We start from the raw sequence: 13,527 nt of genomic DNA on the forward strand, positions 1-13,527 counted from the left end.
CTCAGCGCCCCTGCCAGATCCGCTCCGATTCCTCCAGTGCCCGGTAGTGGCTCTCGAAACCCTCGCAGGCGTCTTCCGGGGCGGTGTAGTTGTCGGTGACGGCGTGCAGTTCCGAGTAGTACTCGGCGATGCGGGCGTCGTCGGTCGTGTCGGCGATGGCCTGGGTGAGTTCGCGGACGCGGGTGAGTTCCGGGTGCTGGGCTCCGTGGACCTTCTCGACAACCGTGGCCAGCCGAACCGCCTGGGCGAGTGCGGGGTTCATGATGCTTCTCCCTATTCTCTTGATATCTGTCTGACATCACTAAGCGTAGGAGGTGGCCCCGGTGAACTCCTTGACGTGGATCAAAGAACGGATAAGCATCGAGGAAACCGGGCGCGGACTGCCGGGGTACATTTACATTCAGGTATTCCCTCACCCCCCGAAAGGTGCACGCCCCATGCACAACCAGACCAAGCTCATCCACGCCGGTTACGTCCCGGGCAACAAGGACCCCCGCCAGGTGCCGATCGTGCAGTCCACGACCTACACCTTCGACTCCTCCGAGGACATCGCCGCGGTCTTCGATGAGCCCACCCACGCGCTGATCTACTCGCGTTTCGCCAACCCGACCGTCATGGCCGTCGAGTCGAAGATCGCGGAGCTCGAGGGCGGTGCCGCGGCGATGGCGACCTCCTCCGGCCAGGCCGCGACCGCGCTGTCGATCATGAACGTCTGCTCCGCGGGTGACTCCTTCGTGGCCTCCTCGGAGATCTACGGCGGCACCCTCAACCTCTTCCACACCACCCTCAAGCGTTTCGGCATTGAGGTCATCTACGTGGACCAGAACGCCTCCGAGGAGGAGATCGCGGCCGCGTTCAAGCCGAACACCAAGGCGCTGTTCGGTGAGACCATCGGCAACCCGGCGATGAGCGTGCTGGACATCGAGAAGTTCGCGCGCATCGCCCACAACCAGGGCGTGCCCCTCATCATCGACTCCACCTTCGCCACCCCGATGCTGTGCCGCCCCATCGAGCACGGTGCCGATGTGGTCATCCACTCCACCTCCAAGTATCTCGACGGCCACGCCGTGCAGGTCGGCGGCATGATCGTCGACGCCGGCACCTTCGACTACACCAACGGCAAGTTCCCCGGCTTCACCGAGCCGGACGAGTCCTACCACGGTGTCGTGTACACCAAGGACTACGCCGTCGCGCCGTTCATCATCAAGGCGCGCATGCAGCTGCAGCGCGACTTCGGCGCCTACCCGGCCGCGCACTCCGCGTTCATGCTCAATCTCTCGCTCGAGAGCCTGGACGTGCGCATGCAGCGCCACTGTGAGAACGCGCAGCAGGTCGCCGAGTACCTGGCCAGCCGCGACGACGTGCTCGTCGACGTCCGCTACCCCGGCCTCAACTCCTCCCCGTACCGTGAGCTGGCGAAGAAGTACCTCTCCGGCAACTCCGGCGTGCTGTGCATCGACATCAAGGGCGGCCGCGAGGCCGGCGTGAGGTTCATGGACGCCCTTAAGCTGGTCTCCCGCCAGGTCCACGTCGCCGACGCCCGCTCCTGTGTGCTCCACCCGGCGTCCACCACCCACCGCCAGGTGCCGGATGAGCAACTGGCCTCCGTCGGCATCACCCCGGGCCTGGTGCGCATCTCCGTCGGCCTGGAAAACGTCGACGACATCATCGCCGACATCGAGCAGGCCCTGGAGAAATCCCAGGCTTGAGGTCGCTTATCGACGCCGCACCGCCCCGGCACCTGATTTGGGACCGGGGCGGTGCCTTCGATCACCCGTGGGAATATCAGGCAGGTTCGTCGAGTTTCTGTTGGACTGCCTGCCGGATCCACGAGGACACCGAGCGATCGTCCGCTGCTGCGCGGCGCTTGACCTCATCCAGAGTTTCTGGCGAGAATCGGACCGGAATCGGAGAGCTCAGACGAGAGCGCCGTCGACCGGGGCCCTGAGGAATCTGGTTCTCGGGGCGGGAATAGAACTCATACTCCTGGTCGGCGGACATCGGGGGTGGGGAATCCTGGTCAGCCATTACTGTCCCTCCTGTAAAGACTCGCGAGCCAGGCACTGGCCGGGTAGCAGCCAATGGGTCGGCAACGGGTGTAGTCGCCGGAGTGTGCGGGAGCTATCGGGACGACCAGAATGGAGCCGCCCACGTTGGCCACCATTAGCCAGTGTGCCGGAGGCTTCGCGGGGTAGAAGATCGGATCGTGGTGCCAGACATCGACAATGTCGTCGATGCCCAGATAAGGGTGCTTGAACAAATGGGCTGCTTGGTGATCAATCTCGAAAGGAAACGCTCCGTCGAGAAGATCGGGGTCAAGAAGCTCATCGTGGTCTTCATTGTATAACAAGCGACTACAAACCCTCCAAGTTCACGAGCCCCTTCCACTAGCCGATCGTGGACACGAGCCCCCACCCCAGCGCTCGGACCTGGGATGTGAAATTCACCGCTTCTGTAAGCCAGTGGCTGACGTAGTCGTCGTCGATGTCCCGCAGTTCGTGGCTGAGGCATTCGAGGTCATCGGCGACAGTGTCCACCTGCTGCAGGCTGAGGGCGGCGACGTGGGCGATCCCGCCCATACCGGTGTGGGTCACGTCCCCGGCGACGAGGAGGTGGGCGGGTCGGGGCGCTTCGTTGTCCGAGTGGGTGAGTCTCTGCAGATCGCGCCAGCATTTGTCGAGGCAGAGCATGTCAGGGCGAAGGGGCCCGCCGAAAACGAAGGTGTTGTCGTCGACGGGGATCAGGCCGAGTGCCTCAGCAAAGGGTCCCTTCCGATGAATTGACGGCGCTCGGCGATGGCGGCGGAGGTCGACTCAGGAGCAACCGGATAGGCGTAGTAGCGAATTCCCATGGACCCACAATGGCACGGTTAGGAGACGGCCTCGCTGGCGCCCGGAGGTGCCTGTGGATAACTTCCCGTGCAGGGGAGGAGGATATTGAGTTGTCCACATGAATCGGGTCGAGGCTTGACAGTGGTCGGCATACGGTGCCGGGATGAGAACCGCGGCAGTACGTCGAGGTAGTGAAAACCAAGCAGAACGGGTAGATCTCCCCGACGGCGACGAGCTGCACCGAGGAGAGGACCTCTGATAGGTAGATACTGTGCGCAACCAGCCATAGTGCGGAGGTAGCCAACACTCAGATGTAGTGACTGCCCGAACCAGGATCCTTAACGTCCTTCCACCGGCGGGGCATCCGGCTGCGTCGGATCCAGTCCCCGCCGCCGCAGTTCAGCGGCGGCCCGCTCCAGTCCGCCGTGCTCCAGCGCCGCCAACGAGGTCTGCCCCGACCACACGTGGCGACCGAATCGGGAGACCTCGATCTCCAGATCACCGGTGAGGTGCTCGAGATCGCCGGGAACGTTGCGGTGCTCGCTGGGGAGCGGGACGGGGAGGACGTGGGCGTCGGCAAGCGGGGCGGAGGCGCTGATCTCGACCTTCCAGCCGTAACCGCGGCCCGTCAGCTCCCAGGTGTCGTCGGTGGTGCGGGTGGTCACCGGGCTGATCACCGGATTGCCCAGGCGGAACACGCGGGAATCGGGGAGCTTGACCACAAGTCCCGTCACCTCCACTTTCATCGGGCCGGCGGTAACCAGCCCACCGGCAAACGCCACGCAGGCCTCCGGCTCGGCGAAGCCCTGTGCCTGACCCCACCACCAGGACTCGGGGAAACCCTCGCGGCCCCAGTTCTTCTCGCCGTAGACCTGGGCGTCGGTGAACTCCCAGGTCTCTTCGCCGAGGGTGGCGGTGCCGCTGGCCCGTCCACCGAGCAGCCAGGGATGCCAGTACTGGTTGAGGCCGGGGATCATCTGGAAGACGCTGGAACCGCCGAAAGCCTGGTGGGGCCAGGGGGTGAGGTCGTGGAAGCTCAGGTCGAGGCGAGCGTCGGGGCCCAGATTGACCCGCAGGTGTTCCTCATCGCCGCTGAAAGCGGGGGAGTTGGTGGGACCGCCGCGCACACCGAGTCGGTGAGGGTCGGTCCAGGAACCGGGGCGGGCGTCGGTACGCACGAACCCGTTGGATCCGGCTAGGCCGATCGTGGCCCACGGGCCCGCGGGGCCCTGGTTCGCGCCGCACAGAGCGATGAGGACGCGGCCGGTGTCGGGATCGGTGAGCCGCCAGAAGTAACCCTCCATGGCGACACCCCGGTGGGCGCGGGTGGGTTGGCCGAACGCAAGGTCGGCGCCGGTGGCACGGTAACGAGTGATCGGGGTCATAGTGGTACCTCCTGGCCCCACCTTAGTGGTGCGGGGCACAAGTTGGGCTGGAGGGATTCTCCTGCTCGCCCATTGTTGTTTAAGGCGCGGCGCGTGAAGATGTAGGTATGTACCTACCGAGGAGGTGAAGATGGCCATCGTTTCTTCAAGGGATTTCAACCGGGACGTCAGCGCAGCGAAGCGAGCGGCTGCCCGGGGCCCAGTTATCGTGACAGACCGAGGGGAACCTGCGTTTGTGCTCTTATCCATCGCTGACTATCGCCGTCTCAGCGACTCGGAAGGCACTAGATCGGAGGACTTCCTCCGCAGGCTGCAGATGGAAGACGATATTGATGTCGAGTTTCCTGCTGTCGATCTCGACATGAAGGTGCCCGATCTCTGATGTATCTCCTTGATACGAATGTCATCAGTGAGTTGCGAAAACCACATGGATCACAGGTAGTCCGGGGGTGGATTCTTCGGAGGCGACCTGATGACCTTTATCTGAGGGTCATCACAGTCATGGAGATTGAACTCGGGATTCGCCGCTGCGCGCGCAGGGATGAGGTTCAGGGTCAGCGATTGAGGCAATGGCCGCAACGCGAAGTGCTCGATCTTTTTGAAGGCCGACTATTGGCCGTGGATACCGAAACAGCCCTCACCGCGGCATCATTGCAGGCCCCAGATCCTCGCCCTGGTCGTGATTGCTTGGTAGCTTCCACCGCCCTGGTGCACAACATGGGGATCGTCACCAGAAATATCAGAGACTTCAAGCCCATGTCCCGGCACGTCATCAACCCCTGGGAGGCGGATTAATGACCCGGAACTTCAGTCCTGTCGAGGCACCGGCACGGTCACGGTTCCACCGCCGTAACCGTTGAGCTGGTCGCGTCCCTCGATCACCACCTCGTCCACGTCCTCGGGGATGGCGAAGGGACCGCGGGAGCGGGTGAAAGGCTGCTGATTCTGGTGGTCGTGGTGCAGGACGTGCTCGGCCAGCACGTCCCCGTCCGGGGTAAGCACGCGCCAACCGTCGGCGTAGCGCTCCGGGGTGTCATAGGGGGAAGAGACGGTGACGACCACCCGGAACTCATCCCCGGCCGGCGTGACCTTTGCTTCAAGGATCTCGGGGTACTCCTGGGAGTCCGCAGCTGCGGACTCGGCGGGAGTTTCTGTCACCGTCTGTTCCGTGGTGGCCGGGGTGGAGGGCTCGGGGTCATCGATGCAGGCGACCAGGGAGGCGGTGGCCAGCGCGAGCACTGCGGAGGCGAGGAGGAAACGCGTCATGGTATCGACGGTAGCGAAGAACCGGCCACCAGCAGTGCCGCACCGATTCCAACGAAGACGATGCCGGCCACCGCGGAGATGAGGGCGGGGCGATGCGAAGGTTCCGTCCCTTCCTGCGGAGCCACGAATCGAAGGGGGTTGGCCACGGACCTGCTGCCCGGTGAGCGTGCGGAACTCGATGACTTCGATGAGGGTGCGGACGTCTCTTCCCCGGGAGTTCCCTCACGTCTGGATCCTTGAGGACACCACTATCCCGCGAACGAGTTCGCCGCGCTGGGTGAGGTCCCGCAGGAAGGCCCACTGCCGGCAGGCACTGTGAAAGAGGTAGAACCCGGCCACGCTCAACAGGACCGATACGGCCAGGAAGATGACGTTGAACAGCTACTCCCGCTCCCTTAAGGCCTGCCGCCGCTCCCACGCTGCCCGCTGCATCCGGCCGTGCTCGACCATGGTGGGGAACAGTTCCGACTCCGGCCGGGTTTCACCGGCGTGGACCAGCGCGGCTCCCATGGCCAGGTACTGGCGGCGGTAGGAGATGCCGAGCACCTGGTCCGCGTAGTCGGTGACCAGCTCGGGGACGACGCTCAACGTGGTCAGCTCGAGGAGCAGGCGCTTGGCGGTGTGGCGGGGCAACGGTGCCTTCTCACCCATCTCGGACAGGGCGGAGCTGAGGCTGGCGGGGTCGACGGGTTTGCTGGCGTGGCGTCGAGAAGCAATGAGGCCGAAGAGGTGACCGTAGTGCGGGTCGTGGAAATCACCGGGCTGCAGGATCTGGCACACCTCGTCACTCGCCGGGTGCTCCCGGCCCGCCCACATCAACCCGCACAACAGCAGCGCCTCCGGGTCGAGCTGCGGGGAGTCGACGATCTCCTCCTCGTCGATCATGCGAGGGCGTCCGCCACCAGCTCCGCGGTGGCCTTCGCCGAGGCCGGATTCTGGCCGGTGATGAGGTTGCCGTCGCGCACTGCGTGGGACACGAACGGCAGCGTCGCTTTTCGGTAACGGGCGCCGCGCTGCTTCGCCTCCTCCTCCACGTTGTAGGGGACCAGCTTATCCACGCGCGCCAGCTTCTCCTCCGCCCATGTGAATCCGGTGATCTCGCGGGCGTCGAAAAGCAGGGAACCGTCGGACAGACGGACATTGAGCAGACCGCAGTAGCCGTGACACACGGCGGAGACGATGCCGCCGGCCTCGAGGATGTCGCGGGCGAGGCGCTGCAGGTCGGGGTTGTCGGGGAAGTCGTACATCGCGCCGTGACCGCCCGCGAACCAGATGGCGTCGTAACCGGCGGCATCGACCTCGGAGGCGGCGGTGGTGTTGCCGAGCAGGGCCATCTTCTCCGGATCATTCAGCCACGCCTCGGCGGTGGACTCCTTGGCGGGAAACGACAGGGAACGGTCGTCGAGGGGGACATAGCCGCCAGCGGGGCTGATGATCTGCTGCTCGAAACCCCGCTCGGCGAAGATTTCCCAGGCGTGGGTGAGTTCTGACAGCCACAGCCCGGTGGCCTCGGAGGGGTCGTCGAAGTGGGCGGCGTTGGTGACCACGTGCAGGATCTTTGTCATGGGTCCATTGTCCACACGTCGGTGGGGGCATGCGAGGAGTATCGTCAAGCGCATGAAGATCCTGCCCCATCTCCTGGCGCTCGCAGCCGTACTCCTCGGTGCTGTTCTGCTCTATCTCGGTGAGCTCGATGACTCCCCGGGGTTGGGCGGCATCGGGCTCATCCTCATGGTCGCCGCGGTCGTGGGGGCGGTGCGGGTGACTCTGCGGGGCCGCGATATATAGTCTTTCCATGCGCGCAGGACGATGGATTCTCAGTGTGATCGCGGTTCTTCTTTTCGCCGCGGTAGGCATGCTCGCCTACGCGTGGGGCAGCGCGTCCTCACTTATCGACGATCCCGTCGAGGTCACCACCGAATCCACCACATCGGAAATCATCACGGCGGTGGAACGCGAGGAGCAGATCGTCCTTTTGAGCACCGCCACCCAAGGCCTGCATAAGACCGAGACCCGGACCACGGCCCTCGGATGGAATGTCCCCGGCACCGCCCGGACCAATTTCCTCCAGTACACCTACACCGCGAAGCTGGGGATCGAGGGCCGGGACGTCCGGATCACCGAGACCGGGGATAGCAGCTTCCGCGTCTCCATCCCGGAATTCAGCTTCATCGGCTACAGCGACCCGACGTTCGACACCGTGCTAGAAGACGGTCAGGTACTCAGCTTCGTGTCCCCGGAGATCGACACCGCCGACATCATCACCGACATCCTCAACGGCCAGCAGAAAACCGAGCACATCAACCGGCACCGGGATCTGCTGAGAGACCAGGCACGGGCCTTCTACACCGGGATCATTCACGCCATCGACGACGACGTGCAGCTGCAGTTTGAGTTCCGCTGATTGACCTTCTCCGTGGAGTGCCTCCAATAGGAGATCGCGGTGTGTCCTGATGGGCCGCGCAGACGGTGGCTACCGCACTCGTTCTGACTGGCCGTCGACGGTGACCTGGATGGCGATGGCCAAACCGCTCCCAATCTCCGCGATATTTCGCGGGTCGCCCCGGGTCAGGGTCGGTATTCGATGGAATCCGCTATCTGCTGGACCAGTTCATCGTCCAGGTCCCTGCCGATTAGTTCCACGCCGGAGGTGTGGCCCACCGACCGTGTGCTCGCCAACCACCAGTGGCCTTCCACGGGGTTGCCGTCCCCATCCTCCGCCACGAATTCACCGTGATTGGCCCGGTCGGCGCGGTCGATGTCCCAGTTCTCGTTGTTTTCCATGGAGAAACCTTCGCCGTACGCGCCGAACATTCCCTTGCCCGTCAGCGAGCTCATCGACGTGTCGGCGGCGACCGCCAGCCCGGTGTCACCGGAAATCCGTACGTAGACCGTCGGATCCTCCTCCGAGTCTGTGTAGGCGTACTCCCAGGAGCCGGCCCGGTCGGTGCCGGAGACATCGACCCAGTCGGCGGGGATCTCCACGCTGATGGGGTCGGCTTCGACGGTGGTCGTGTCCGACCCGCACGCCACCAGGCCGAAGCTCAACGGCAGGGCTACGGCGAGGGCGACGAGAGGACGGGGGACAGCGCTGGTGCCAGGGAACATGGTGTACTCCGGAGTCGAAGGCATGTGACGGCCATCATAGTGTCCGGGCCAAGATCACGCCGGGCGGATTACCACGGGGTGGACCGTCCACTGCCCGGGCGCCGGGACCGCAGATACTCACCAACTACCGCCGCCCCCAGGTCGTCGAGGTCGGGCGCGATGACGCGACCACCCACCCGGTCGGCCAACTGGCCGAGGAAGGACCTCAACCCCGGATCGGAGCCCAGCCGGAAGAAGGTGGTGCGTGCCCCGCGCCGGGTGATCCGGTCGAGTTGGGTGACGGTCAGACGCAGGGTCTGCGGGTCCGTGGGCCAGGAGAACCACGCCTCACCGTGAGGTTCGAGGTGGGCGGTGGGTTCACCGTCGGTGACGATGAGCAGGGTCGGGTCCAGGCCAGGGTGGCGGGCGAAGAACTGTTCGGCCAGCAGGAGCCCGTGATGGAGGTTGGTGCCCTGCTCATGCACAGGGGGCAGGGCGGTGAGCTCATCGATGTTCATGCGGGCAGCGAGACGGCCGAAGGTGATCAAGGCGAGTTCATCGCCCCGGAATCGGGTGGACACGAGGTGGTGGAGCGCCAGGGCGGTGCGTTTCATGGGCACCCAGCGTCCCTCGGCGGCCATGGAGAAGGACGTGTCCACCAGCAGGGCGACCGCCGAGCGGGTACGGGCCTCGGTGTCCATGACCTCCACGTCGGACATTTCGATGCGCACCCCCGGCCCGGTGGTGCCCTCGGCGGCCGTGCGCTGCAGCGCATTGGTCACCGTCCGGGTGACGTCCCAGGCCTGGGTGTCGCCGAACTCGTAGGGTCGGGACGCACCCGTCGGCTCCCCTGCGGCGCCGGAAAGCCGGGCATCGCGCGCCCCCGAGCGCGGTGACAGATGGGTGGCGGCATCGCGCAGCAGCGCCTTCCCGAGCCGCCGCATGGCCTGCGGGGACAGGCGCAGCGAGCCGTCGGCCCCCGCACGCAGCAGCCCGCTGCGGCGCAGGGCGCGGTCAATCTCCGCGAGGACCTCCGCGGACACCGATGCATCTGTTCCGAGCTGCCGGGCCAGTGCCGCCAGGTCAATATCCGTCGACTGCGCGCCGTGGTAACCCTGGCTGAGTTGTTCGGCGAGGGAATCGAGTTCGGCGATGTCCTGCAGGGCACCCGTGCCGTCCCCGAGTCCCAGGCCGTCGTCGCCGCTGAACTCCTCCGACCCGGTCCAGTCGAGGTCGGGACGCACGGCGCGGAGGTGGTCGTCGAGCATCCCCAGCTGCTCCATCAACTCGGGCGAACCGAAGGCCTGGGCGGACAGGTCCATGAGTTCGCGGCGCTGTTCATCAGTCAGGGAGTTGAGCATGCGCTGCGCGGCGGCAGAGCGACGTGCGAGGGCGTCGATGAGCTCGTCGGTGGTGGTGGGATTCTCCGGGAAGTGGTGGCCGTGGCGGGCCATGAAGTCCGCGAAGTCATCCGGGGTGTCCTCCCCGCGGCGGTGTTTTTCCAGCAGGGTGTTGAGGTCGGTGAGCATCTCGTTGACGGCGGCCCGGTCCTGGTCGGTGGCCCCTTCCAGGGCCTGCTTCATCCCGGCGAAACGCTGGTCAAGCACCTCCCGGCCGAGCAGGTCGCGGATCTGCTCGAACGTCTCCCGCGCCTGCGTCGACTGCCAGTCGTATCCGGACAGCTCGGTGACGGCCGCCGCGGTGGAGGTCGGCAGGTTCGCCAGCTGCAGTTCGCGGAAGGCGCGATCGTCGTCGTCCATGGTGACATCGCGGGCCAGCTGCTTGCGTTCCGCGAGGACGGCGTCTGCAAGCAGCTTATCGACGTCGCGCAGCGTCGCCCCCAGGTTGTGGCGACGCAGCAGGTCGCGGCGCTTGTGCGCCACCTGCTGCGCGAGGTCATCGTAGCCTTGCCGGCCACCTTCCCCACGCCGCAGGTACTCGCGCAGCGCCTGCTCGGGGGAGTAACCGACCATGACATCGTCTGCGATGGCGTCGAGTGCCTCGCCGAGATCCACCGGGGGCGCCAGCGGGTCCGGCCCGCCCGCATAGCGGCCGTACCGGAAGCGGCGGCGGCCGGAGGTCGAGGGATCAGGGGACATGTCGGCCTCCTTCAGCCGTAGATGGTCTCGCCCTCGCCGGAATCCTTGGCGATCTTGCGGGCCAGGTAGAGCGCCTCGAAAGCCAGCTCGATGGCGCTGGCGCGGGTCCCCTCGTCCGTGGCGCCCAGGGCATCGGCTATCCGGTCGTAGAGGTCGGATCCGTCCAGTTCGGGCAGCCCGGCGAGGAACTCGGCGGCGGTGACCTGCTCGCCGGTGGATACCGTCGTCGTACCGTCGAGTGCCTCGATCAGCGGTGAGAAGTCCAAGCCGCGTAACCGGGCCCGCAGCGCCTCCGCGGTGGAGGTACGCAACAGGTAGTCGAGCACCTCCCATCCGCGGCCCTCCTCCCCGGACTCGAACTCGACCTTTCCGCCGAGGACATCGACGGCGGCCTCCAGGTCGACCAGACGGGCCACCGCCTGCTCCTCTCCCCGGAGGGCGGCGCGGTGGCGGGCGGCGGCCGCGACGGTCTCAGCACCGGCGATGGCGAAGCGGGCTGATACCCCGGCCCGCTGATTGACGGCCGGGGATTCCCGCAGGGCGCGGGTGTATCGGGCGAGGATCTCCAGCAGGACCGGGGGCACCTGCCCGACGAGGTGGGCCTCCTGGGTGATCACCGCGATCTCATCGTCCAGCGCCAGGGGGTAGTGGGTGCGGATCTCCGCGCCGAAACGGTCCTTGAGCGGGGTGATGATCCGCCCGCGGTTGGTGTAGTCCTCCGGGTTGGCCGAGGCGACGACCACCACGTCCAACGGCAGGCGCAGCTGGTAACCGCGGATCTGCACGTCGCGTTCCTCCATGACGTTGAGCATGGCGACCTGGATGCGCTCGGCGAGATCGGGCAGCTCGTTGATGGCCACGATGCCGCGGTTGGACCGCGGGATCAGCCCGTAATGGATGGTCTCCGGGTCACCGAGACGACGCCCCTCCGCCACCCGCATCGGATCGACGTCACCGATGAGATCGGCCACCGACGTGTCAGGCGTGGCCAGTTTCTCGGAATAGCGGTCGTCGCGGTGCAACCACACGATGGGCAGTAGGTCACCCTCCTGGGCGATGCGGCGGCGCGTCGCGTCGGTGATGGGGGCCAACGGGTGCTCCCGCAGCTCGGAATCGGCCACCGCCGGGGTCCACTCGTCGAGCAGGCCGGTCAGGGCGCGTAGCAGGCGGGTCTTGCCCTGGCCCCGCTCACCGAGCAACACGATGTCGTGGCCGGCCAGCAGAGCCCGCTCGACCTGCGGGATCACGGTGTTCTCAAGGCCGTGCAGGCCAGGCCAGGGATCATCGCCCGCAGACAGTCGGGCCAGGAGGTTCTCGCGGATCTCCTCGCGCAGCGGACGGTAGGGCAGACCGGCGGCCCGGAGCTCGCCGATCGTGGACAAGGTGGGTGCTGGGCTCACAGTGCCAGGCTAGTGCGGGATCGCATCCCGGGTCGAGGATGCCTGTTTCCGGCGGGGTGGGTAGGCTCCGGTCGATGGACACGAACCTCCCGGCCCACATCATCCTGGTGCGCCACGGCGTCACGCCGACCACCGGCCAGGTGCTGCCCGGACGTGCCCCGGGCCTGCACCTGTCGGAGGCGGGGATCTTACAGGCCCGGCAGGTGGCCGCCCGGCTGTCGGACGTGCCGGTCACCGCGCTCTACTCCTCGCCCATGGAACGCGCCCGGGAAACCGCCGCCCCCACCGCCGAGAACTTCGGGTTGACCCCGGTCATCTGCGAGGACCTCAACGAGTGTGATTTCGGGGACTGGACCGGGGCCCGACTCAGTGACCTGGCCCGGCTGCCGGAATGGACGACGGTGCAGAAGACCCCGTCGCAGTTCCGCTTCCCGGGTGGGGAGAGCTTCCTCGATATGCGCGACCGGATGGCCGGTGCTTTGCGACGCATCGCCGCCCGGCACAAAGGTGAGACGGTGGTGTGCGTGGGCCACGCCGATCCGATCAAGGCGGCGGTCACGGTGGTCAACGGGGCCGGGTTGGACACCTTCCAGGCCGTCACCATCGATCCGGCCTCTGTCTCGGTGGCGAAGTTTGCAGCCGATGGGACGACATCGATGCTGATGACCAACACCACCTCCGGGCCGGTCATCCTCACCGGGGAGGTGGGTGGCCGTGACTGAACCGGCCTCCGCGCCGCCGGTGCCACCTTTCACCAGGGAACTCGAACTGCTCCGTGAGGGTGACACGGGTGTGGTTGCGCAACTGGTGGAATCGAGCAACATCGGGTTCGTCCTCGACCTGGCGAGTGGGGACGACTACGGCTGGGGAGTGTACAAACCGGTGGTCGGTGAGGTGCCGCTGATGGATTTCCCGCCCGGGTTGCACGTGCGGGAACGGGCCGCCTTCCTGCTCAGCGAGTACCTGGGGTGGCATATCGTCCCGCCGACGGTGATCCGGGAGGATGTCCGCTTCGGGGTCGGATCCCTGCAGTGGTTCATCGACCACGACGGTTCCCACTACTTCGATCTGCTGGAGACCAGGGTCGACCTGCACGGGCAGCTGCAGCGCCTGGCCGTCTTCGATCTGCTCACCAACAATACTGACCGCAAGGCCGGACACGTCCTGCTCGACTCTGAGGAGCAGGTGTGGGGGATCGACCACGGACTGTGCTTCCACCCACAGCCGAAACTGCGGACGGTCATCTGGGATTTCGCCGGCGAGGAGATTCCGGCGGACCTGTGCGCCGCCGTCGAACCGCTCATCCATAAGATTCCCGACGACGTCGCCGCCCTCCTTCACCCCGCGGAGGTCGAGGCCCTGCAGCGCCGGGCCTCCCGGATCGTGCGTCTGCCCACCCTGCCCCACCCGCGCACCCACCGCCAGTATCCCTGGCCACTGGTGTAGGACGACAGGTCGG

Annotated in this window: 18 protein-coding genes; 7 read left to right on the plus strand and 11 right to left on the minus strand. The window is 66.1% G+C overall.

Features of this window, described 5'->3' with window-relative positions:
* Position 1: 1 nt before the first annotated feature.
* Positions 2 to 262 (minus strand): hypothetical protein, encoded by a 261-nt coding sequence (locus Q4G50_RS01200; RefSeq protein ID WP_303375806.1) that lies wholly within the window; start codon positions 260 to 262, stop codon positions 2 to 4.
* A 175-nt stretch (positions 263 to 437) separates the two neighbouring features.
* Here Q4G50_RS01200 and Q4G50_RS01205 point away from each other — a divergent pair, with 175 nt between their 5' ends.
* A complete protein-coding gene (locus Q4G50_RS01205; protein ID WP_303375807.1) occupies positions 438 to 1,709 on the plus strand; it encodes an O-acetylhomoserine aminocarboxypropyltransferase/cysteine synthase family protein in 1,272 nt (423 codons plus the stop codon).
* Positions 1,710 to 1,785: 76 nt separating this feature from the next.
* On the opposite strand, the gene Q4G50_RS01210 is transcribed toward Q4G50_RS01205, so the two are convergent.
* The 3 genes from Q4G50_RS01210 to Q4G50_RS01220 form a co-directional block, all read right to left on the minus strand.
* On the minus strand, positions 1,786 to 2,028 hold the full coding sequence (locus Q4G50_RS01210) for an Arc family DNA-binding protein (protein ID WP_303375808.1): 243 nt from the start codon (positions 2,026 to 2,028) through the stop codon (positions 1,786 to 1,788).
* A 359-nt stretch (positions 2,029 to 2,387) separates the two neighbouring features.
* Positions 2,388 to 2,690 carry a hypothetical protein gene (locus Q4G50_RS01215; RefSeq protein ID WP_303375809.1) on the minus strand — a complete coding sequence of 101 codons (303 nt, stop codon included), beginning with the start codon at positions 2,688 to 2,690 and terminating at the stop codon, positions 2,388 to 2,390.
* 479 nt (positions 2,691 to 3,169) lie between these two features.
* Complete coding sequence (locus tag Q4G50_RS01220; protein ID WP_303375810.1) at positions 3,170 to 4,216, minus strand: tocopherol cyclase family protein; 1,047 nt, start codon at positions 4,214 to 4,216, stop codon at positions 3,170 to 3,172.
* A 130-nt stretch (positions 4,217 to 4,346) separates the two neighbouring features.
* On the opposite strand from Q4G50_RS01220, the gene Q4G50_RS01225 reads away from it, so the two are divergent.
* The gene (locus tag Q4G50_RS01225) at positions 4,347 to 4,598 is read left to right on the plus strand and encodes a type II toxin-antitoxin system Phd/YefM family antitoxin (protein ID WP_303375811.1); all 252 of its coding nucleotides are present in this window, start codon (positions 4,347 to 4,349) and stop codon (positions 4,596 to 4,598) included.
* Positions 4,598 to 5,011, plus strand: coding sequence for a type II toxin-antitoxin system VapC family toxin (locus Q4G50_RS01230; RefSeq protein WP_303375812.1), 414 nt, complete (start codon positions 4,598 to 4,600; stop codon positions 5,009 to 5,011). Before Q4G50_RS01225 ends, Q4G50_RS01230 begins: the two co-directional genes overlap by 1 nt.
* A 12-nt stretch (positions 5,012 to 5,023) precedes the next feature.
* On the opposite strand, the gene Q4G50_RS01235 is transcribed toward Q4G50_RS01230, so the two are convergent.
* The 4 genes from Q4G50_RS01235 to Q4G50_RS01250 form a co-directional block, all read right to left on the minus strand.
* Entirely contained in the window at positions 5,024 to 5,482 is a 459-nt protein-coding gene (locus Q4G50_RS01235) for a hypothetical protein (protein ID WP_303375813.1), read from the minus strand.
* Positions 5,479 to 5,628 (minus strand): hypothetical protein, encoded by a 150-nt coding sequence (locus Q4G50_RS01240; protein WP_303375814.1) that lies wholly within the window; start codon positions 5,626 to 5,628, stop codon positions 5,479 to 5,481. The genes Q4G50_RS01235 and Q4G50_RS01240 overlap by 4 nt, the downstream gene beginning before the upstream one ends.
* A 235-nt stretch (positions 5,629 to 5,863) precedes the next feature.
* Complete coding sequence (locus Q4G50_RS01245; protein WP_303375815.1) at positions 5,864 to 6,367, minus strand: DnaB-like helicase N-terminal domain-containing protein; 504 nt, start codon at positions 6,365 to 6,367, stop codon at positions 5,864 to 5,866.
* The gene (locus Q4G50_RS01250; protein ID WP_303375816.1) at positions 6,364 to 7,047 is read right to left on the minus strand and encodes a type 1 glutamine amidotransferase domain-containing protein; all 684 of its coding nucleotides are present in this window, start codon (positions 7,045 to 7,047) and stop codon (positions 6,364 to 6,366) included. Before Q4G50_RS01250 ends, Q4G50_RS01245 begins: the two co-directional genes overlap by 4 nt.
* 52 nt (positions 7,048 to 7,099) lie before the next feature.
* Between Q4G50_RS01250 and Q4G50_RS01255 the strand changes: the two genes are divergently transcribed.
* Together Q4G50_RS01255 and Q4G50_RS01260 are read left to right on the plus strand one after the other, a co-directional pair.
* On the plus strand, positions 7,100 to 7,270 hold the full coding sequence (locus Q4G50_RS01255) for a hypothetical protein (RefSeq protein ID WP_303375817.1): 171 nt from the start codon (positions 7,100 to 7,102) through the stop codon (positions 7,268 to 7,270).
* A gap of 7 nt (positions 7,271 to 7,277) precedes the next feature.
* Complete coding sequence (locus tag Q4G50_RS01260; protein ID WP_303375818.1) at positions 7,278 to 7,886, plus strand: hypothetical protein; 609 nt, start codon at positions 7,278 to 7,280, stop codon at positions 7,884 to 7,886.
* Positions 7,887 to 8,050: 164 nt separating this feature from the next.
* Here Q4G50_RS01260 and Q4G50_RS01265 read toward each other — a convergent pair whose 3' ends face one another.
* Genes Q4G50_RS01265 through Q4G50_RS01275 form a run of 3 tightly spaced genes read right to left on the minus strand, consistent with a single transcriptional unit; the run spans position 8,051 to position 12,068 of the window.
* Positions 8,051 to 8,614 (minus strand): hypothetical protein, encoded by a 564-nt coding sequence (locus Q4G50_RS01265; RefSeq protein WP_303375819.1) that lies wholly within the window; start codon positions 8,612 to 8,614, stop codon positions 8,051 to 8,053.
* 44 nt (positions 8,615 to 8,658) lie between these two features.
* Positions 8,659 to 10,668, minus strand: coding sequence for a VWA domain-containing protein (locus tag Q4G50_RS01270; protein WP_303375820.1), 2,010 nt, complete (start codon positions 10,666 to 10,668; stop codon positions 8,659 to 8,661).
* 11 nt (positions 10,669 to 10,679) lie between these two features.
* Positions 10,680 to 12,068 carry a sigma 54-interacting transcriptional regulator gene (locus tag Q4G50_RS01275; RefSeq protein WP_303375821.1) on the minus strand — a complete coding sequence of 463 codons (1,389 nt, stop codon included), beginning with the start codon at positions 12,066 to 12,068 and terminating at the stop codon, positions 10,680 to 10,682.
* Positions 12,069 to 12,142: 74 nt separating this feature from the next.
* Between Q4G50_RS01275 and Q4G50_RS01280 the strand changes: the two genes are divergently transcribed.
* On the plus strand, positions 12,143 to 12,790 hold the full coding sequence (locus Q4G50_RS01280; protein ID WP_303375822.1) for a histidine phosphatase family protein: 648 nt from the start codon (positions 12,143 to 12,145) through the stop codon (positions 12,788 to 12,790).
* Complete coding sequence (locus tag Q4G50_RS01285; RefSeq protein WP_303375823.1) at positions 12,783 to 13,514, plus strand: SCO1664 family protein; 732 nt, start codon at positions 12,783 to 12,785, stop codon at positions 13,512 to 13,514. Before Q4G50_RS01280 ends, Q4G50_RS01285 begins: the two co-directional genes overlap by 8 nt.
* The last annotated feature ends 13 nt before the right edge of the window (positions 13,515 to 13,527 follow it).

Origin of the sequence: Corynebacterium sp., assembly GCF_030538285.1 — a bacterium.
GTDB lineage: Bacteria > Actinomycetota > Actinomycetes > Mycobacteriales > Mycobacteriaceae > Corynebacterium.